Genomic DNA, 20,140 nt, shown 5'->3' on the forward strand with positions numbered 1-20,140 from the left:
GACGTCCTGCTTGAGCGTGCCGAACTCCTGCTTTAATTCATGCAATTCCTCGCGTACGGGTTTTAATTCTTCCTGAATGACGTTGCGGAGCATGCTTACCAATTCACTATTATCCGGCACTGTAATACCTCCTGCATGTCGGGTAAATTACTATTTAACAGGGCGGCATAATTTTCCTGCCATGGAAGATAAATTTTTCCGCCAATGTTTTTACCGCTTTAAGCGTAAAAAAGGGTTTTACCCGTGAAAGTAGAATATTTTTCCCGGGACGGAAAAACATTTGCTTTTTCCCGGATACTTGGGGGGATTTACTGTGGGTCGTCAGTTTACTTGCCGCGTCGAAAAAACTGGTCCGGTGCGGTTTTTGCGTCTGGATGGCGAGATCACCGGTGAAAGTGAAGCAAGCTTTAAAAACATGCCTGTGGGCGGGGCGGCAGACGGGGCGCTGGTGCTGGATTTTGCCGGAGTGGATTACATCAACAGTGCCGGCCTGGCGTTACTGATCGGTCTGATCCGGCGCTGCCGGCAGGAGAACCGGAGCGTGGGCGCGATAAACCTGTCGGATCATTACCGTAAAATTTTCCACATGGTCGGCCTTAATGATTACATCGCCCTGTTTGAAAGTGACAAGCAGGCCCGTATGGCCTTTTCTCCGCATTAAACCGGAGCGGGAAGTGATTGTTACCCGTGCATTTATCCAGGAGACTGCGGGCCGGACTGCTGTACATGGCTGCGGCAGCGGCGGCGGTGGCGGCGCTGGTGATCAGCCTGAGTAATTCTTTTCTCCAGGGGGTCACCCTGGAACAGCAGTTGAATTTTTACCTGCCGGTGGTGTTGGGGCAGTGCCTGTTTGTGGTGCTGGCCCTTTATACCATTTCGGTGGTTTACCTGAAACCGGTGTTTGGCACGCTGGACCTTTTGTCAGCCGGCCGGCCGGTGGCGGACGAATTGGCTGCCGCGGCCCGGCGGGCATCCTTCAATTATCCTCTGGATATGCTTATTTTCCTCACCCTCTGCGGTGCCGGGTTAAGCCTGATTTTTCATGCCGCCGAGTGGCTGTTCTTTTACCGGGGAAATATTCCGGCCCACTGGTGGGTATTGACCTTTCAGAATGCCGCCTTTGAATTGACCCTTGCCGTTTCCCTGGGTATGTTTTACTTCGCCTTTTCCCGCCGTCTCCTGCGGGAGCCTCTGGAGTTGACCACCGGCCTGGCCCCTGATGAAGGAAAAAGATTGACCGTCAAAGGGCGGCTGTTGCTTATCATCATTTCGCTGTTCATCATCAACGTCTCTTCTTTTTTTGCCTTCTACTTGCTTTTCCCCCTGAGCGGCCGGTCCGTGCCCGCCGGTTTGTACCTTGCCTATACCCTGCTGCTGCTGCTTTACTCTATGGTCGCCGGCCTGGCTGTCGCCGCCGATACAGGTGCCGACATCCTGCTGGTGGCCCGCCGGTTGGCTGAAATGGCCCGCGGTGCGGCTCCCGGCCGGCACCAGACTCTGACGGTGACTTCCCTGGACGAAGTGGGTGATCTGGTGGCCGCTTTTAACCGGTTGCAGCAGCAGGTAGCCCGGGTCTACCGTAATGTGGACCGTGAACTGGCCCTGGCCCGGGCCGTTCAAAAAGGGCTGCTGCCCCGGGAGTTCCCGGCGCTGCCGGGCTGGGAGGCCGCTGCTGTTTCACGGCCGGCCAGGCAGGTGGGGGGCGATTTTTACGATTTTGTATCTTTGCCGGAGGGCCGTTTTGGCCTGCTGGTGGGCGACGCCGCCGGAAAGGGGATGCCGGCGGCCCTGCTCATGGCGGCGGTGGTGGGCATCCTGCGTGCCGAAGCACCCCGGGGAGACAGTCCGGCGGCAGTGTTAAGCAAAGTGAATGATTTGGTCTGCAGCGTCCTGGCCGGGGGAATGTTCGTCACCGTCCTGTATGCCGTTTTTGAGCCCGCCAGCGGCCGCTGCACACTGGCCAGTGCCGGACACATGAGCCCGGTGCGTTTTTTTGCCGGCGGCGGCGAGCCGGAACTGGTGACTGCAGGTGCCCTTCCCCTGGGGCTGGAGCAGGGAGTGACCTACCGGGATACCACGCTGACCATTCCTCCCGGCGGGGGCATCGCCTTTTATTCCGACGGCCTGGTTGAGGCGCGGGACAAATCAGGTGAATTGTTTGGCTTTCCGCGCTTTCTCCGGCTGTTTCACAGCGCGGCCGCTACCGGCGGCGAAAGTTTTATTGCCATGGTGATGGATGAAGTGGAGCGCTTTGCCGGTGGTGAGCCGGCGGATGACCTGACCTTGTTGCTTTTGCGCCGGGCTGGCACCTCCGGCGGTGAAAAATCACCACCCGCCAGTGGACGGTGCTGACGGGTGAAACAAAAGCAGCGAGCAGGCTATATTTGTAAGGTTTTTGTAAGCCCGACCCCGTACTCTTGAAGAGGCGGGGATTTTTACCGCCCAAAAAAGAGGAGAAAGGGGCGGTTTGCGTGTATTAAGAAGCGAGCGAAAGGGAATTTGAGGTTGGTAAAAGGGTGTGGGAATCCGTTGGAATCGAGGGAGGTATATTTATCCATTCCGTCCAGCCCCGGTTTTGAGCGGGTGGCCATGGCAGCGGCCGCGGAACTGTTGCGGCTCAAAGGGGCCGGTGAGGAAGCGGCCCGGGATCTGGCCGCCGCCGTGGGCGAGGCCTGCCTCAATGCCATGGAACACGGCCACGGTTTCGACCCGCGCCTGCAGGTGCAGCTGAACTTCCGGGTGGCGGACGGTTGTCTGCAAGTGGCCGTCCAGGATGCCGGTCCGTCCTTTATTCTGCCGGAACGGGAGCCCTCGCTTCGGAATAAGATCGAAGGTGGGGAAAACCCGCGGGGTTGGGGTTTATACCTGATCAAAAAACTGGTGGACCGGGTGGAGCTGCAGCGTTATCCCGGAGGCAACCGGCTGCTGTTGACCAAAAAATTACCGGAAAGTTAACTGTTTGGCAGTTCGGCAAACTACTGAAAGGAAAGTGATCAATATGCCGGGCAGACTGGCTAAAATCATCGGCGGTTTCCTTTTCACTTTTGTTTGTATGCTCTTCCTGACCGGCGGGCAGTTGGCCGGGGCGGCCGTCTCACCCCTGGTTTTGGGACTGGGCGAGGCCCGGGAATATGGCTTTGGCGGAAGTTACAACAACTTCTGGGATCTGCGAAAAAACATTTCGGTCACCTACGGCAGTGGTGAATTCTTTTCCATCAACTACAGCAGCATTAGTCCACGTCTCACCTACCAGGGTGGAGAAGCAGGCGGTTTTCTGGATGCCGGCGCCGTACCAAAGCCGGCCGGGCAGGAAGCTTTCAATGTTACTCCCGCCTTGTTGTCCTATAGCAATACCAGGGACATTCAAGCCGGTCACCTGTACGTATTGCGGACGGCAACCCTGGGTTATTTTGCTTTATATGCCGATGACATTCAAATCGTTGATGACGAACCGCATTTGAACTTTACGCTTTATGAAATGAAAGGGCCGCCTTTCAAATCTCTCCCGCAGCCGCAACCACAGCCGCAGCCGCAGCCACAACCGGGTGAAAACAGTTCCGGGCAACAGCAAGCCGCTCCTTCCGGCAGCCAGACCATAACCCTGCCCGGCGGCGCGGTCTATACGGGCGAAGTCGCCAACGGCCTGCCCGATGGCGCCGGCAGCGCGATCTGGCCGGATGGAGCTACCTACCGCGGCGAGTGGAAAAATGGCAAGCAGCACGGCGAGGGTACCAAAACCTACGCCGGTGGAGACAAGTATGTCGGTGAGTGGAAGGACGGCCTCCGGGACGGCTGGGGTATTTATTCCTGGCTCGACGGGGACAAATACGACGGCAACTGGAAAGCGGGAAAAATGAACGGCCAGGGGAAATTTACCAGTGCCGGCGGCAAAGTTGAAGAAGGACTGTGGCAGGATGACCGGTTTATGGGCGGCGGTGTACCTGAGGGACAGAATTCCGCCCCGCCCGAAGGGACGAACAACCAGCCGGGGAATCAAGCGGTTCAGAAAACGCCGGCCGTTGTGCCTGCAAATCCGCCGGCTGTTGTTCCGGCAAACCCGCCGGCTGTTGTTCCGGCAAACCCGCCGGCTGTTGTGCCTGCAAATCCGCCGGCTGTTGTTCCGGCAAACCCGCCGGCTGTTGTTCCGGCAAACCCGCCGGCCGTTGCTCCGGCAAACCCGCCGGCGGGACAAAACCCGGTGGTGCTGCTGGACGGGAAAACTCTTTCCTTCGACGTGCCGCCGCTGGTTGAAAATGGCCGGACACTGGTTCCCCTGCGGGTGATCTTTACGGCCCTGGGGGCAACGGTGGATTGGGATGAAGCCACCGGCACGGTAAAAGCGGCCAAAGACGGCATCCAGATCAAGCTGCAACTGGGGGCGCGGACCGCCTACAAGAACGGTTCCCCGCTCAGCCTTGACGTTCCGGGCAAGACAATCAACGGCCGGACACTGGTTCCGCTGCGTTTTGTCAGTGAGGCCCTGGGGGCGAAGGTGGACTGGAACGAAAAATCGCAGACGGTTTCCATCGCCGGCAACAGCAGCAGCAACAGCAGCGGCCCGGCCCCGGCGGCGCCCGCCAATGCCGGCCGGCCGGGGACGGCCTGCTGGGTGGAAAGCGACTGCCGCCTGGTCCGGGACGGGCAGGTAATTTTTGAAGATCCACACTCCATTCAGTACCCGTTCATCAGTCCGGACGGAAAATGGCTGGTTTACTCGCACAATGAAGCGGAGGTTTACCTGGCCGGACTGGGCGACGGTTCATCCCGCGTTATTTACCAGCTGAAGGGAAATGATGCGGCTGGTTACGGGGTGATTCCCCTCGGCTGGTCGGCGGACGGCACCCGGATCCTGCTGCTCACTTATAACCATGGCGGCTTTAACGGCGGCAATGAACTGCTCATTCTGGACAAAAAAAGCGGTCAAACCAGCCTGGTGATTAAAGGAACCTCTTCCGCCAGTTGGGGCGGGGACGGGCGAATAGTAACGGCCGGTGCCGGCAGCATGAAAGTAATTGATCAATCCGGGCGGACCATCAAGGAATTGACCCTGCCCAAAGGGGGCTGGTTTTACCATGCCGAACATCCCTGCTTTACCCCGGACGGCAGCAAGGTGGTATATAATTTAGGCGGGGAATATTACCTGCACGATATCGGAAAAGACAGCTATCAGATGATCTTCAAGCTGGAAAATGATCCGGATTCCGGCAGCTATCCCCGGGTGGGCAATGACGGCCGCATCATCTGCGCCGATAACAAGGGAGCAGTATATGTATACGATCCGGCAAAGGGTACGGCCGCCGTCTTTTACGACAAAGCCCGGTGCAGCTATCCCAACTGGCAGTAGCCTGCTGTTCCGCACCATTATGCAAGACGCCGCCCGGTGTCCGGCGCAGGGTTTTTCGCCGGACACCCCTGACAGCGGCGGAGTTTTGGCGCAGGATGCACCAATTCACCCGAAGCACCGCTTATATCCGGCCGGGGCTTGACAATTCCTTGCAAAGGGCGGTTGATGACATGTTGCCACGCTTTCCGAAAAGCAAATTCCGGGCGCCGGCCCTGCCGGCTCACTACCTGCCCCGGGAGCGCCTGCTCACTGTTTTGAACGGGAACGCGGCCGGCCGCCTGACCTGTCTGGCCGCCGGCGCCGGCTACGGGAAAAGCACTCTGGCCGCCGGCTTCCTGCAACGGGTGCCGGATCTTTTTGTGTGGATCAACCTGGATGCAGATGATGCCGGTGGCGCTGTGTTCCTGCAGCTGATTCTAAGCGGCCTGGCCGGCGTTTTGCCGTCCTTTGGCGCGGTCCTGGAGCGGGAAGGCGTTCTGCACCAGGCGCACTGGCCGGGCCGGGGACGGCTGCTGGACATTGCGGCGGAGGTGCTGGAGGATGAACTGGCCGGACGCAGGCTTTTATTGGTGCTGGAGGACTACCAGCAGGTTGCCGGGTGCCCGGAGGCAGGCGCATTGCTGGACTCATTGCTCAAGCTGCTGCCTTCCCCGGTGCACCTGCTTGTTTTGAGCCGGCGGCCGGTGCATTTGCCATCCCTGCCCGCTCTGACGGCGGCGGGGCGGGCGGCGGTGCTGGGCCGGGAAGAACTGGCCTTCACCCGGGACGAGGCCGGGCGGTTTTTTGCCGCCCGGCCCGGTGTGCCCGTGCCGAACGCACTGATCGAGCAGGTCTGGCGGGGGATGGCCGGATGGCCGCTCGGCGTGCAGTTGGCCGCCCGGGCGATGGCCGCCGGCGGCGCATACAGCGGTCCGGACACAGGCGTCGCCTCCCTGATGGAGGAAGTGCTCAGGGGGGTTATAGCCGCCGAACCTCCGGCCGTCAGGGACGCGCTGCCGCTCACGGCTGTCTTTGAGGAGTGGGACGGCGAACTGTTTAACGCTGTTTTTTCCCGTCCGGACGGCTGCGCCCTGGCCGCTCACCTGTCCGGCAGCGGGCTGCCGGTGGAGCGCCTGCCCGGCGGCGGCTTGCGCTATCACCGGACTTTCAAGGCGTTTTTGCTCAAACTGCTCAAGGAAGACGGGCAGAAATACCGGGACACCCAGAGCCGGGCGGCGGATTATTTCCTGGCCCGGGAAAGCCCGGCGGAAGCCTTTCCCTGCCTGGTGGCGGCCGGTGAGCGGGGCCGGGCCGTCCTGGCCCTGCAACAGGCCGCCCGGCCGTTGCTCCGGCAGGGCCGCCTGCCAACCCTGGGCGCCATGCTGGAAACACTGCCCGGACCGGTGCTGGACACCCTGCCCGGCATTATCCTTGATTTCGGTGAAGCGTGCATTCACGCCGGGCGTTTTCGGGACGGACTGGCCTGGCTGCGCCACGCCGCCGGTGCTTTCGGCGCCGCCGGGGACGCGGCCGGCCTGACCAGGGCATTGTGCGCCCAGGGAGCGGCCTATGCCGCCCGGGGGGAGAGGGAAAACGCCCTGGCCGTGTACAATCAGGCGCTGGGGGAAGCCGCTGCGCAAAACAGCCTTCTGCGCAGCGTCGTTCTGCACTATCTGGCCGTCTGGACGGCCCGGGCGGGGGAGAAGGAGCGGCCGGAAAAATTTTTCCGTGCGGCGGCGGAATGCTGCCGGGAACATGGTGATCCGGCGGCAACAGCGGCGCTTCTTTTGGATCAGGCCTATTTTTACTATTATCGGCGCGGCCTGTTCCAGGAAGCACGCGCTCTGGTGGAGCGGGCCGCGCTGGCCGCGGCCACCGCCGGGGACCGGATGCTGACCAGCCGCAGCCGTCTGGTGGGCGGTGCGGTTTTGCTCCGGCTGGGACGGACCGCGGAGGCGCTGGAGAACTTTCTGCTCGCGGCCGGGGAGTGTCCGGAAGGGAAAGAAGACTTCCCGGCCGGTGTTCCGGCCCTGCTCGGGGCGGCGGAAGCTTTAAGCCGGCTGCCGGACCCGGATTGGCCGCGCATCGGTGAGCTTTACGACCGGGCGGCGACGGCGCTGGCGGCGCAGGAACCTTTTTTGGAAGCCGCCGTGCTGCTCTCCCTGGGGCGAAGCGCTTTTTACCGCCGGCGGGGGGATATGGTTCCGGCCCTGGAGGAAGCCGGGAACGCCCTGGAACTGGCCGCGGGCACCGGCGACTGCTGGCTGGAGGCCGTCGCCGGACTGAATCAGGCGGCAGCGTATATCCAAACCGGCGGTGAAATTGCAGCCGGCGCCCCGGCGCTGCTGGAAAAGGCGGCAGCCGCCTTTACTCTTGTGGGTGACGGCTATCATCTGGCTTTGATTGACTGCTGGCGCTATTATGACCGGATTTGCCGGAACGGCGGGGCGGACCGGAGGCTTGGGGAAAAATGCCTTTCACATTGCGGGCGGTTCCCGGCCCTGCTCCCGGGGGAAAAGGCGCTGGCCGAAAGTATCCCGGCCCGGCCGGCGGATGCCGGTGGGGAAAAGCCGGCAAAACCCCCGGAAAATCAACCGGCCGGCGGTGGCGGAAAAGCCGGCCCGCCGGTTACGGCAACAGCGGCATCGCCGCCGCTGCTGCGGATCTGCTGCCTGGGCCGGTTTCAGGTGTACCGGGGCGGTGTTTTGTTGGACGAGCGGCTCTGGCGCCGGCGCAAGGCCAAAACGCTGCTCAAATACCTGGCCCTGCACCGGGAAGGGAAGGCGCCCCGGGATGTAATCATGGAGCTGCTTTGGCCGGATCTGCCCGCTGATAAGGCCGCCAATGCCCTTTACGTAACTCTGCACGCCTTGCGCAAAGCGCTCAACCGGAGCCTGCCCGTGGAAGTGGAGTATGTGGCCGTTAAGGACGGCATGATTTACCTGGAGCCGGAGCTGCTGGCGGAAGTGGATTGCCGGCTGTTTGAAGAGGCCTGTGCCCGGGCCTTTGGCCGGGGGGAGGACGGTTCGGGCGGGGCGGCGGCCGATTTGGAAAGGGCGCGCCGTCTTTACCGGGGCGATCTGCTGGCCGAAGACATCTATGAAGACTGGCCGGCGGCCGCCCGGGAAAGATTGCGGCAGCTGTACTTGCAGGTGTTGACCGCCCTGGCCTCCCGCGCCCTGGCCGCCGGCCGGGAAGGGGAGGCGCTGGATTTGTGGCGGGAAGCGGTGGAGCGGGAACCGCTGGATGAAAAGGCACGCGCGCAGCTTGTCCGCCTGCTGCTGCGACTGGGACAGCGTGCCGCCGCCCGCCGCCACTTGCAGCAGATACGGGAACTGCTCCGGCGGGAACTGGGGATCAAGCCCGGGGATGAACTGACCGCACTTTCCCGGTTGTGCTGAGCGTTTCCGGCTACCTGCCGGGATAACGGCAAAGTTGTTTTTGTTTAAGGCGGAGCCTTTCTTATAGCACCAGCCGGCCGTCCCGGTACACGGGCACGACATCCAGGGCGTTGAGCCGGGCGCACCAGGCCAGGTCCGCGGCCAGCCCCATGCCGAGCAGTTTTTGCCCGTGGCGGGAGTCGTACATGATCTGCAGCGGGTTTTGCCGGTAGGCGCGGGCCAGGTGCAGGGCGGCCAGTGCCGCATCGGAAAGCTCCGGCCGGACGGCGGAGCCGGGAGCGTTCTTGCTGGTGGATGGCGCACGGAAGAAGGAGCCGCCCGCCCCGTCACCGGCGGATGCTGACCGCTCGCTGTGTCCGGCTGTTTTCGGCCCGGCGGGAAGAGCCCGGCCGGAGGAACCGGATGGCATCTGTCCGGCCGCTCCGGCGACCGCTTCGCCGCCAGCCGCCTGTTCGGCCTGGCCGGCGGCGGCCGCGCCGGCCAGGGCCAGCAGTTCCATGAGCACAAATCCCGCTGCGGCGGTGTCCTCTAGGGAAAAGCGCTCCCGGGTGCCGGCGCAGACCAGCGTCACATCCCGGCCGGCGGCCAGTGCCGCCGCAGCCGCCGCGCGGGCGTTGAGCAGGCTGCCGGCGTAGATCGCCGCCGCCGGCGCGGCGCCGTGGATGGCACGGGTGCCGTTGGTGGTGGTGAGCACCAGCGTTTTGCCCGCGATTACCTCCGGGCCGAATTCCAGGGGCGAGTTGCCGTGCGGGAAACCGGGCAGCTTCGCGCCGTCCCGTTCGCCGGCCAGCAGCACACCGTGGCTTTCCAACCCGTCCGCGGCATCTTGCCCCAGCCGCTCCGCCACCCGCCCGGCTTCGTCCACATCAACCACCGGCACCACCGCCCGGCAGCCGTTGGCCAGAGCGGTGACTATGGTGCTGGTGGCCCGCAGCACGTCAAAAACCACCGCCGTGCGTCCGGCCAGTTCCTCCGGAGCGATGGCGCCGGCGGTGAAAACCACGTCAATTTTCACATTTATCCCCTCGCAATGATCTTTCTGACAAGCTCCCACACCGCCCGCGGCGGTTCCATAAGGGAAAAGCGGGGTCATGTCCTGGTAATTCCGGGGCGGGCCCCCGCGCAGTCCACTGCGGCATCATCAGAGGAAACGAAAAGGGAAATACACCGGATTAATTCTTTGGCGGCCGGGGTGTTGCCTTTTGGGAAGGTGCATTTTTCCGGACAGATGAATGCAGTGCTCCCTTCCGGCGCCACCGCCGGAAAAAACATTCACGCCTCCGTCAGATTTGCCTTTTCACAAAAAAATATAATACCGCGCGGCGATTAAGTCAAACTACGTATATATGCACTGCCTGCCGTCGTTTCCCGGTTTATGTGCAAGAGCACGGATCCCTGCCGCCACCGGCCCGTCTGGAGCAACCGCTTTCACTTTTCCGGTCCGGGTGTAAAACCGGGAATGCTTGTAGTTTTGGCGGGATGGCGAAATGATTTCCATTATTGTATAAAGCATGGTAAGATATTGGGAGCATCGATAATACTGGGAGATGTCCCCCATGCAGCTTCACCTGCGCAAGCGCTACAAGCATTTCTCCCGCTACCGGGAGATCGCCAATGTTCTGGTACGGCACGGTTTCGGCTATCTGGCCCAGCAGTTCGGCCTGGCCGAATTCACCGGCCCGCGCCGTGAACACGCCGGTTCCCGGGAACAGCCGTCCCTTTCGCCCGCCGAACGGGTGCGCCTGGTGCTGGAGGAACTGGGGCCGACCTTCATCAAGCTGGGCCAGGTGCTGTCCACCCGCGCCGACCTGCTGGCGCCGGAATACATCCGCGAGTTGGAAAAGCTGCAGGACCGGGTGCCGCCGTTTCCCTTCGCCCAGGTGCGGGAGCGCATCCAGATGGAGCTGGGACAGCCGCTGGAGGAAATCTTCACCTCTTTCGACCCGGTGCCCCTGGCCGCCGCTTCCATCGGGCAGGTGCACCGGGCTACCCTGGCCGGCGGCCAGGAAGTGGCGGTCAAAGTGGAGCGTCCGGGTACGGAAAAAACTCTCTCCACCGACATCGAAATCCTCTATGACGTCGCCCGGCTGGTGGACAGGCACGGCCCCTGGCGCGAGTTTTACCGCTGGGAGGAGATGGTCGAGGAGTTTGAGCGCACCGTGCGGGAGGAAATCGACTTTGTCCGGGAGGGCCGCCACGCTGACACCTTCCGCCACCAGTTCGCCGGCGACCCCACCGTCTACTTTCCGGCGGTGCACTGGGACTACACCACCAGCAAGGTGCTCACCCTGGAATATGTGGAAGGAGTCAAGCTGAACGCCCTGGCGGAACCGGCCGGACAGGGTATCGACCGGCGCCTGGTCGCCCGCCGGCTGACCGACGCCCTGCTCAAGCAGATTTTACTGCACGGTTTCTTTCACGGCGATCCGCACCCGGGCAACCTGGCCGCCCTGTCCGGCGACCGGGTGCTGTTCATGGACTTCGGCATCGTCGGCCGGCTGGACGAAAACCTGCAGGAGCAGATCGGCAATCTGGTGCTGGGCCTGGTGCGCCGCAGCACCCCGCAGGTGCTGCGGGCGGTGGAAAGCCTGGGCGTGCTGCCGCCGCACGTGGACCGGGAAATGCTGCACCGGGATATCGACGCGCTGCGGGAAAAATATTACGAGGTGCCTTTGGGCGAGATCAGCCTGGCCGAATCTATGAGCGACGTGATGACGGTGGCCTTCCGCCACCGCATCCGGGTGCCCGCCCAGTTCACCCTGCTGGTGAAAACGCTGGTCACCCTGGACGGAGTGGCCGTGCAGCTCGATCCCGGTTTGAGCATCATCGAGCTGGCCCGCCCCTTCGGGCGGCGCCTGCTGGCCCGCCGCTTCAGCCCGGAAGGACTGCAGCGGCTGATTGTGGAGCACCTGGAGGACTATCACCACCTGTTCACCCACCTGCCCCGGCGGCTCGACCGGGTGCTGGACCAGGCCGGGCGGGGCGAAATCCGGATCAAGACGGTAAATCCGGAAATGAGTCGTATAGCCGGCCGGCTGAACGCCATGGTCAACCGGCTGGTGCTCGGCATCCTGCTCGGCTCGCTGATCGTTGGTTCATCCCTGCTGGTGGGCCGGGGATATACGGTCTTTTGGGGCCTGCCGCTGGCCGAAGCCGGTTTCACGGCCGGCGGGTTCACCGCCCTGGCCTTGATCATATCCATTCTGCGCTCCCGGCGGTTTTAGGCAGGCACGCGGGCAAAGCAGGCAAAGGGAAGGTTCTTTCGCCCCCCAATACATGCGGGCAAGGGGGCGGTTTTTTGTCCGCCCGGCAACTACCCGCCTTTTTGTCCAACAATCAAGCAGGCGGGCCACCACCTGTTCATATTCGCGCCCGGCAACTACACGCCTTTTTGTCCAACCCGGAGCCGGGTTTGGTGAAAATCCGGAAGCCGCACAAAATCAATTGCCCGGCGATCGCCACCACCGGGCATACGCCGTGTTCACGGCGGGAATGCTAAACGGCGGAGGTGGCGCCCGTGAGTCCCGTAAACCCGGAGAACCAGACCGGCCGGATCAAATGCCTGGTGGAGGAATGCAAGCACAACCGCGACTTTTACTGCACCGCCCCGCAGATCGATGTGCGCTCCAGCGGCGATCGCCTGGTGCACACGGAGGACGGCGTCAAATGCCACACCTTTGAAGCCGGGGAATAGCCGCGATATGCCGAATGAACTGGCAAGCTGAAATAATAGCGCAGCGCCATGGGTTGACGGGTTGCGGGCAGGTTCAAACGCCCGGGGGACGGCGCAAGGCCGAAAGGCGACAACGTAACCGCCCCCGTGTCGGCCGCCACCCGAACAGCCACGTAAAGGCAAGCGAACCGTCCCGGTTTGTCCCGTTTCCGTGCCCGGCCCGCTTTCCGCCGCCGGCTCCCCGGCTCTAAAGAAATTAATCCGTCAACCGACTATAAATATATGCCGGCCGGAAAGCCCGGTATGCCCGCGCGCACATGGTCGAATTTTTAGTCTTCCCGGCAGGAAGTTTGCCATTTGAAGAGAATACTGGTGAGCATACATATCTTTTCCCCCGCCCCCGGCCGTCAGAAAAGGTGAAAGGAGCTTCGCCATGAAACGGCCCAACCACAAGCCAAAATACGGCAGCATGGAACGCTGGCTGATTACCTATGCCGACATGATTACCCTGCTCTTGATTTTTTTCATCGTCATGTACACCTTGAGCCAGGTGGATATCAAGAAGTTTCAAAATCTGGCCGAATCATTAAGTAAGGCTATGGGTGGCGGGGGAGTCATCCTGCAAAACATGGGACCGTCGGTGGTGCCGGGGATCAGCGGCACCGAGATTCAGACGCCGCAAAATATGGCGGATCAAAAGGAAATGGAAAACATCCGCCGGGAACTGGAGCGCCAGATTCAGCAGAGCGGCTTGACGGCAAAAATTTCGGCCACCAGTGAGGAACGTGGTATTGTGCTCAGCTTCCAGGACAACGTGCTGTTCCAGCTGGGTTCTGCTGAATTGACCCCGCAGGCCGGGCGGATCCTGGCCAAAGTGGCGCCGATTATCGCGCAGACCCCCAATTACATCCGCGTGGAGGGACACACCGACAACCTGCCCATCCATACCCCGCAGTATCCGACCAACTGGGAACTGTCCACGGCCCGGGCCACGGCGGTGGTGGAGGATTTGATCAACAACGCCCATTTTCCGCCGCAGCGTCTGTCGGCCGTCGGTTACGGCGAATACCGCCCGGTGGCGCCCAATGATTCGGAGGCCGACCGGCAGAAAAACCGGCGGGTGGACATTGTGATCCTGCGCAGCAAGTTCACCGGGTCGGAACCGGGGGCGGTGCAGAACGGGCCGCAGGAATAATCAGCGGAGAAAGGGATGGCCATGGATTTTATCGCAGTAATCGGGTTTTTGGGCGCTCTGGCGGCCCTGGTGGGCGGCTTTCTGTGGGAAGGGGGACATGCCGGCGCGCTGCTGCAGCCGTCGGCGGCATTGATTGTTTTCGGCGGCACCATCGGCGCCACCGCATTGAGCTTTACCTGGCGCGATTTGATCATGGCGCCCAGATTGTTTACAGTGGCCTTTTTCCGCAGTCCGAAAGAGCCCGGCGAGGTCATCGAGCTGATTGTCGCCCTGGCCGACGAAGCGCGGCGGGAAGGCCTGCTCTACCTGGAAAACCGGCTGGACGAACTGAACGACGAATTTCTGCGCAAGGGCATCCAGCTGGTGGTGGACGGCACCGATCCGGAACTGGTGCGCAACATCCTGGAAGCGGAGGTCTATTCGCTGCAGGAGCGCCATCAGGTGGGCGCCGGCATCTTCGAGGCGGCCGGCGGCTACGCCCCCACCATGGGCATCATCGGCACGGTGATGGGCCTGGTACACGTGCTGGGCAGCATTCAGTCGCCGCAAAGCCTGGGGCCGGCCATTGCCGTCTCCTTCATGGCCACCCTCTACGGTGTGGGCAGCGCCAACGTGTTCTGGCTGCCCATCGCGGCCAAGCTGACCAACCTGAGCAAGAAGGAACTGCTGCTCCGCCAGCTGATGCTGGAAGGGATTGTCTCACTGCAGGCCGGCTACAACCCGATCCTGATCCGGGAACGCCTGACCTCCTTCCTGCGCCCGGAAGCCCGGGAACAGGCGGAGGAGCGTTACGCTGCGGAGGAGTAGCCCGTGCTCGCGCTGTTTACCGCCTCTTCCATTGCCGCCTGCCGGCATCCGGCGCGGGAGCGCGGATTGTCCCGGCTTGCTGAATTCCGCGCCCGCCGCTTTCCGCCCGCCGGCATGCCGGCTGCGGACCGCTTGCCACCGGTTGCCGGGGCGGAAAAACACCTCTTGCGCCGGGGCCGGACTTTCCGGATTTGAGTTGACCGGGCAGCATACATATATCGGGATGTCTTGATTAATAAAGCGCCGCTGCGGCCCATCAGCCGGCGCTTTTCCATAAGGAGTGGTTGTTTCCATGAGCGACGGTTCAAACCGGGAAAGCGCCGAACTGCAGCTGGTGGTTTTCCGGCTCAAAGAACAGGCCTACGGAGCGGACATCGGCCAGGTGCTGGAAATCATCCGGGCGACCGGCATCACGGCCATTCCCGGCGCCCCATCTTTTGTGGACGGGGTAATCAACCTGCGCGGGCAGGTAATCCCGGTGATCGATACGGCCCGACGGTTGGGACTGCCCCCCGCCGTCACCGGCGAGGGGACGCGCATTATCATCGTGGATGTGGACGGGATCACCGCCGGCCTGATTGTGGACGGCGTATCCGAGGTGCTCCGCCTGCCCGCCTCGTCCGTCCGCCCGGCGCCGGCCGCGGTGGGCGGGGTGAACGCCGCCTACCTGCAGGGCATCGCCCTGCTGGAAGAACGGCTGATCATCCTGGTGGACATGACCAGGGTGCTGCAGGCGGATGAAAAACTGGTCCTGCAGGAGATAGCGGCAGCGGGCACGGACCGCCCGGACGCGCCGGACGGAGCGCAGGGCGCCGGTCCGGACGGCGGCCCGGATGCACACGGAACGAGGTGAGGCAATTGTTTACGGACGAAGAAGTGGCCGTGTTCATGGAAGAACTGGAAGAAAAACTGCAGGTTATCAATGACAATGTGCTTGTCCTGGAACGGGAGGGCGAAAGCCCGGCCGTGATCCAGGAAATTTTCCGCGCCGCGCATACCATCAAGGGTTCTTCGGCGGTGATGGGCTACGAGAAGATGTCCGCCCTGACCCACGAAATTGAAAACCTGTTCGACCGCCTGCGTCAGGGCACCATGCAGGTGTCCGGACAGCTGGTGGACACTCTTTTTGATGCGCTGGACACTTTAAAGCTGCTCAAAGACGAAATTACCGGCCAGGCCGCGGATGTGGACGTTGCCGGCGTGGTGGCCAGAATCAGGGCCTGCCAGTTGTCCTGCGATGCTCCCCCGGCCGGGGCGGCGGGCGCTGCCGGAGGCGGCGCTTCACCGGCGCAAGCGGATGCCGGTGGTGCCGCGCGGGTGCCGGGCGGCGACGAACTGCAGCGCCTGCTGGCCGCCGGCCTGGAGGCGGCCGGGCATGCCGGAGGCGGCGGGGAGGGAGCAAGTGCGGATGGCGCCGGTGTCCGGGAGCGGGGCGGGATGCCCGCAACGGCCGGTGACGGTGGTATTTTCACCGGTACCGGCGCGGCCGGCATGGCCGCGGACGGCCGGGCGGGTTTGTCCGGTTCCGTTGACCCGGTACGGACTCCCGGAACCGGTCCGGACGCCGGTACGACGGGCGCATCCGCCGGAACCCGGCCTGCTGGAGAAGCCGGGGACAATCGCGTTACCGGAACCCCGCCTGCGGCGGAAGCCGGCCGGAACGCCTCTGCTCCCGGAGCGGCGCCTCCCTATCGCACCAGCCTGCCGCTGGAGGAAGCGGCGGAGGCGGTGGTGCGGGAAGCGGAGGTGCGCGGCTACCAGGCCTACTGGCTGGACATCGGCATCGACCGGGGCTGCCAGATGAAATCGGTGCGCGCCTTTTTGATCTTCGAGACACTGCAGCAGATCGGCGAGATCATCAAGAGCGCGCCGCCGGCCGAGGAGCTGCAGGAAGGACGTTACGGCCCCGGTTTTACGGTGCTCCTGATCACCAAGGAGGACCCCGGCCAGGTGCATGATCTGGTCTACTCGATTGCCGAAGTGAGCAGCGTGGAAGTGCGCCCGGTGCAGCCCGGCGCCGCCCCGGCCAACGGCCGGCCGGCCGCGGCCGCCGCGGCAGTGGGGGGCCGGGCGGCGGCCAAGACGGCGCCGGCCGCCGCCCCGGCGGCCAACGGCGGCGTCAAGACGGTGCGGGTGGATGTGCAGAAACTGGACACGTTGATGAACCTGGTTGGTGAGCTGGTCATCGACCGCACCCGCCTGGACCGTTTTGTAGACATTTTCGAGGGCAAATACGGCTCGGACGACCTGGCGGACAATATCGTGGAGATTTCCAACCACCTGGGCCAGGTGACCAACGATTTGCAGGAAGAAATCATGAAGGCGCGCATGCTGCCCGTGGCCACCGTTTTCAACCGGCTGCCGCGCATGGTGCGCGACCTGGCGCATAAAATGGGCAAGGAAATCGATTTCGTGATTGAAGGCCGGGAGACCGAACTGGACCGCAATGTGATCGAGGTGATTGGCGACCCCCTGATCCACCTGCTGCGCAACGCGGTGGACCACGGCATCGAACCGCCGGAAGAACGCCTGCGCCTGGGCAAACCCCGGGCCGGCCGGGTGCTTTTGAAGGCCGCCTACGTGGAAAGCCATATCGTGATCACCTTGAGCGACGACGGAAAAGGGATGGAACCGGCGCGCATCCGGCAAAAAGCGGTGGAAAAAGGCCTGCTCACGCCGGAGCAGGCGGCGCGGGCCGGCGACCGGGAGATTCTGGACCTGATCTTCACCCCCGGTTTCTCCACCGCCCGCCAGGTGAGCGACATTTCCGGTCGGGGAGTGGGTATGGACATCGTGCGCAGCCAGATCGAGCAGATCAACGGTTCGGTGGAATTCACCACCGCCCCCGGCAAAGGCGCCACTTTCACGATCAAGCTGCCCCTCACCCTGGCCATCATCCGGGCGCTGATGGTGGCCCTGGGCGAGCAGGTCTACGCCTTCCCGCTGGCCAACGTGGTGGAGACGCTGGCCCTGAAAACGGAAGAAATCCGGCGCGTCCGCCGCGCCGAGGCGATTGTGGTGCGCGGCCGGGTGCTGCCGCTGGTGCGCCTGACCCGCCTGTTCCGGGAAAAGGGCCGCGAGGAAGGCCGCCTGTCGGTGGTCATCCTCGGTTCGGCGGAGAAAAAGGTGGGCGTGGTGGTGGACCGGCTGATCGGCGAGCAGGAGATAGTGATCAAATCTCTGGGCGGCTACCTGGGCCAGGTGCCCGGCCTGTCCGGCGCCACCATCCTGGGCGACGGCCGGGTGGCGCTGATTGTGGACGCGCGGGGGATTGTCAAGGAAACGGGCGTGGAGGAAACGGTTTACGAGGTGAACCGGGCGATGTAGAAGTGGGAAGTGAAAAGTTGGAAGTGGGATGGCCGAAGGGAATAACGGGAATTTTACGGGCTCTAAATCCTTTAATACCGTAAACGCGGGTATGTCCATAATGCTGGAAAGAATAATGGGATTTTCACAGGGACATCCGGGCCTGCCGGGGCTAAAATCGGGGTGCGACGGGATTTGGTTGCGGCAGGTGGTTTTACCCGGATAGATGCCAGGTGTATACAGTACGCAGCGTTTATTGATTGGATACCGTAGATATAACGCGGACTGGGGGTAGCCGATGGGGCGGATACGTGTGCTGGTAGTGGACGACTCGGCGCTGATGCGCCGTTTAATCAGCCGCCTGTTGGAAGAGGGCGGCTTGTTTAAAGTTATCGGCACGGCGGTGGACGGGGAAGAGGCGGTGCGCAAAATTTGCGAATTAAAGCCGGATGTGGTCTCCCTGGACCTGGAAATGCCGGCGCTGGACGGCCTGGGCGTGCTGCGCCGGGTGATGAGGGAATGCCCGGTGCCAGTGGTCATGCTCAGCTCCCTGACCACTGAAGGCGCCAGGGCGACCATGCAGGCGCTGGCCCTGGGCGCGGTCGATTTCGTGCCCAAACCGTCCGCCGCCGGCCACCTGGATGAGATGACGGCCGAACTGCGGGTGAAACTGCGCACGGCGGCCGGCGTCAATGTGCACCGGGTGCTGCGCGGACGCTGGCCAAAGCCTGCCGGAAGCGGCATGAAAGGCGGCCGGCCGGGCGGTGTTTCCAACCCCCGCCGGTCAACGGCGGCAGACGCGGAAACGGACGGCGGCCGCCCGGGCGGCGCTTTTGCCCCCCGCCGGCCGGCCGGGCCGCCTGCGGAAACGGACGTCGGCACGCCGGGCGGTGTGTCGGGCCCCCGCCGGTCAGCCGGCGCGCCTGTGCAAACGGACGGCGGCCGCCCGGCAGCTGCTTCCGCCCCTCACCGGCCGGGTGGTGCGTCTATTGAAGCGGACGGCGAATGGCCGGCCGCCGAAGAGGCGAAGCGTGACACCCGGCCGCCGCTGCATGTTGTATCCAGCCGCCGGGCGCGCGTCGATCTGGTGGTAATCGGCTGTTCCACCGGCGGGCCGGCCGCCCTGCAGGCGCTCATCCCCGCCCTGCCGGCCGGTTTTCCCGCGCCCGTGGTGGTGGTGCAGCACATCCCGGCCGGCTTTTCCGGCCCGCTGGCCGAACACCTGGACCGGCGCAGCGGGCTTGCCGTCCGGCACGCCGCCCACGGCGACCTGCTGGTTCCCGGCCTGGTGCTGGTGGCCCCGGCCGGCTTTGAGCTCACCTTCACCGGCCGCCCCGGCGCCGCCACCGTGCACCTCAGCCCCGGCGACGGACCGGTACCCAAAGGCGGCTTCCGCCCCGCGGTGGACGCCGTCATGCTGGCCGCGGTGGAAACCTTCGGCGCGCGGGTGATGGGTGTACTGCTTACCGGTATGGGCAAAGACGGCGCCAAAGGCATGGCCGCCATTCACGCCCAGGGCGGCCCGACCATTGCCGAGGACGAGAGCACCTGCGTGGTCTTCGGCATGCCCCGGGCAGCCATGGAGTTGGGCGCGGTCCGGGTGGTTGTGCCCCTGGACCGGGTGGCGGAGGAAATGGTGCGGCTGGTGTGAATGCTCGCAAATGAGTTGACGGTACGCCGCCGCCCGCACCCGGATATTGCGGTGCGTGCGGCCGGTCTGAACGCACACAAATGAGCGGCTTTGCCTGCAGGCGCCGGGCGCATCAAGTGACATTAAAACTGCAGCAAAAGGGCAAGACCGCTCGGCATTGCCGGCGCACGACCCGTATATAAAAACCCCGCGGTGCGCTCCTTATTTCGCCGGACGATCAAACGGCCCGGCATGTCTCATGAAATGCCAGGCTATATGCCGGGTTTGTCGCCCGCCTGCCGGCATTCTTTCGCCGGCATGTCTCATGCGTGGCCTGGCTTTTATCCCGTGAGACGCCACTGGCTTTCCACCCGTCCCTGGTAAATTTTTTCGGACCGTCAAGGTCCGCTTGCATATGCCGAAGTAAGTGGTAAGAGCAGCATTGCATAACCCAGGACGGCCGGTGGTGCCTGATTGCCCGCGGCGTTCCGGAAGAGGTGAGGACCCATGAAAATAAACGGACTGGATCCCCGGCAGGTGGCCGGGTTATACGACCGGCTGAAAGCACAGCAGAAGCCCGCTGCTGGTAAAACCGCCGACGTACCGTCGGGCGACCGGGCGGAAATCTCCGCCGCGGGCCGGGAGTTGCAGATTTACCGCGCCCGACTGCGGGAAATGTCCGGTGTGCGCACGGAACTGGTGGCGCGGCTGCAAAAACAGGTTGCGGACGGCACCTACCGCCCCGACGCGTACCAAACAGCCGCCGGCATCATCGCAGAACGGCGCCTGGACGGGCGGGTGTAGC

The 20,140-nt window shown here is 63.3% G+C and carries 15 protein-coding genes; 14 read left to right on the forward strand and 1 reads right to left on the reverse strand.

Annotated features, from left to right (window positions below):
* Positions 1-313: 313 nt before the first annotated feature.
* From A6M21_RS13710 to A6M21_RS19310, 5 genes are all read left to right on the forward strand, one after another.
* Positions 314-661 (forward strand): STAS domain-containing protein, encoded by a 348-nt coding sequence (locus A6M21_RS13710; RefSeq protein WP_161486079.1) that lies wholly within the window; start codon positions 314-316, stop codon positions 659-661.
* A 26-nt stretch (positions 662-687) separates the two neighbouring features.
* On the forward strand, positions 688-2,352 hold the full coding sequence (locus A6M21_RS13715; protein WP_161486080.1) for a PP2C family protein-serine/threonine phosphatase: 1,665 nt from the start codon (positions 688-690) through the stop codon (positions 2,350-2,352).
* A gap of 177 nt (positions 2,353-2,529) precedes the next feature.
* Complete coding sequence (locus A6M21_RS13720) at positions 2,530-2,955, forward strand: ATP-binding protein (protein WP_066669774.1); 426 nt, start codon at positions 2,530-2,532, stop codon at positions 2,953-2,955.
* A gap of 4 nt (positions 2,956-2,959) precedes the next feature.
* Positions 2,960-5,344 (forward strand): stalk domain-containing protein, encoded by a 2,385-nt coding sequence (locus A6M21_RS13725; RefSeq protein WP_151191951.1) that lies wholly within the window; start codon positions 2,960-2,962, stop codon positions 5,342-5,344.
* Positions 5,345-5,514: 170 nt separating this feature from the next.
* Positions 5,515-8,724 carry a BTAD domain-containing putative transcriptional regulator gene (locus tag A6M21_RS19310; protein WP_066669778.1) on the forward strand — a complete coding sequence of 1,070 codons (3,210 nt, stop codon included), beginning with the start codon at positions 5,515-5,517 and terminating at the stop codon, positions 8,722-8,724.
* 61 nt (positions 8,725-8,785) lie between these two features.
* On the opposite strand, the gene A6M21_RS18830 is transcribed toward A6M21_RS19310, so the two are convergent.
* Complete coding sequence (locus A6M21_RS18830; protein WP_066669780.1) at positions 8,786-9,739, reverse strand: 2-phosphosulfolactate phosphatase; 954 nt, start codon at positions 9,737-9,739, stop codon at positions 8,786-8,788.
* A gap of 541 nt (positions 9,740-10,280) precedes the next feature.
* Here A6M21_RS18830 and A6M21_RS13750 point away from each other — a divergent pair.
* From A6M21_RS13750 to flgM, 9 genes are all read left to right on the forward strand, one after another.
* The gene (locus A6M21_RS13750; protein ID WP_066669790.1) at positions 10,281-11,948 is read left to right on the forward strand and encodes an ABC1 kinase family protein; all 1,668 of its coding nucleotides are present in this window, start codon (positions 10,281-10,283) and stop codon (positions 11,946-11,948) included.
* Between the two features lie 293 nt (positions 11,949-12,241).
* Positions 12,242-12,418: a DUF1540 domain-containing protein gene (locus A6M21_RS18025; protein WP_078060710.1), complete on the forward strand. Its 177-nt coding sequence runs from the start codon at positions 12,242-12,244 to the stop codon at positions 12,416-12,418.
* 412 nt (positions 12,419-12,830) lie between these two features.
* Positions 12,831-13,592: an OmpA/MotB family protein gene (locus A6M21_RS13755; RefSeq protein WP_066669791.1), complete on the forward strand. Its 762-nt coding sequence runs from the start codon at positions 12,831-12,833 to the stop codon at positions 13,590-13,592.
* Positions 13,593-13,613: 21 nt separating this feature from the next.
* A complete protein-coding gene (locus A6M21_RS13760) occupies positions 13,614-14,399 on the forward strand; it encodes a flagellar motor protein (protein WP_066669851.1) in 786 nt (261 codons plus the stop codon).
* Between the two features lie 3 nt (positions 14,400-14,402).
* Positions 14,403-14,594 (forward strand): hypothetical protein, encoded by a 192-nt coding sequence (locus A6M21_RS13765; protein WP_066669792.1) that lies wholly within the window; start codon positions 14,403-14,405, stop codon positions 14,592-14,594.
* A 97-nt stretch (positions 14,595-14,691) separates the two neighbouring features.
* Complete coding sequence (locus tag A6M21_RS13770; protein WP_078060712.1) at positions 14,692-15,252, forward strand: chemotaxis protein CheW; 561 nt, start codon at positions 14,692-14,694, stop codon at positions 15,250-15,252.
* A 5-nt stretch (positions 15,253-15,257) separates the two neighbouring features.
* Complete coding sequence (locus A6M21_RS13775) at positions 15,258-17,726, forward strand: chemotaxis protein CheA (protein WP_078060714.1); 2,469 nt, start codon at positions 15,258-15,260, stop codon at positions 17,724-17,726.
* Positions 17,727-18,003: 277 nt separating this feature from the next.
* The gene (gene cheB / locus A6M21_RS13780; RefSeq protein ID WP_066669793.1) at positions 18,004-19,356 is read left to right on the forward strand and encodes a chemotaxis-specific protein-glutamate methyltransferase CheB; all 1,353 of its coding nucleotides are present in this window, start codon (positions 18,004-18,006) and stop codon (positions 19,354-19,356) included.
* A gap of 486 nt (positions 19,357-19,842) precedes the next feature.
* Positions 19,843-20,139 (forward strand): flagellar biosynthesis anti-sigma factor FlgM, encoded by a 297-nt coding sequence (gene flgM, locus A6M21_RS13785; protein ID WP_066669795.1) that lies wholly within the window; start codon positions 19,843-19,845, stop codon positions 20,137-20,139.
* The last annotated feature ends 1 nt before the right edge of the window (position 20,140 follow it).

It is taken from the genome of Desulfotomaculum copahuensis (genome assembly GCF_001655685.1).
GTDB classification, from domain to species: Bacteria; Bacillota; Desulfotomaculia; order Desulfotomaculales; family Desulfovirgulaceae; genus Desulfotomaculum_G; species Desulfotomaculum_G copahuensis.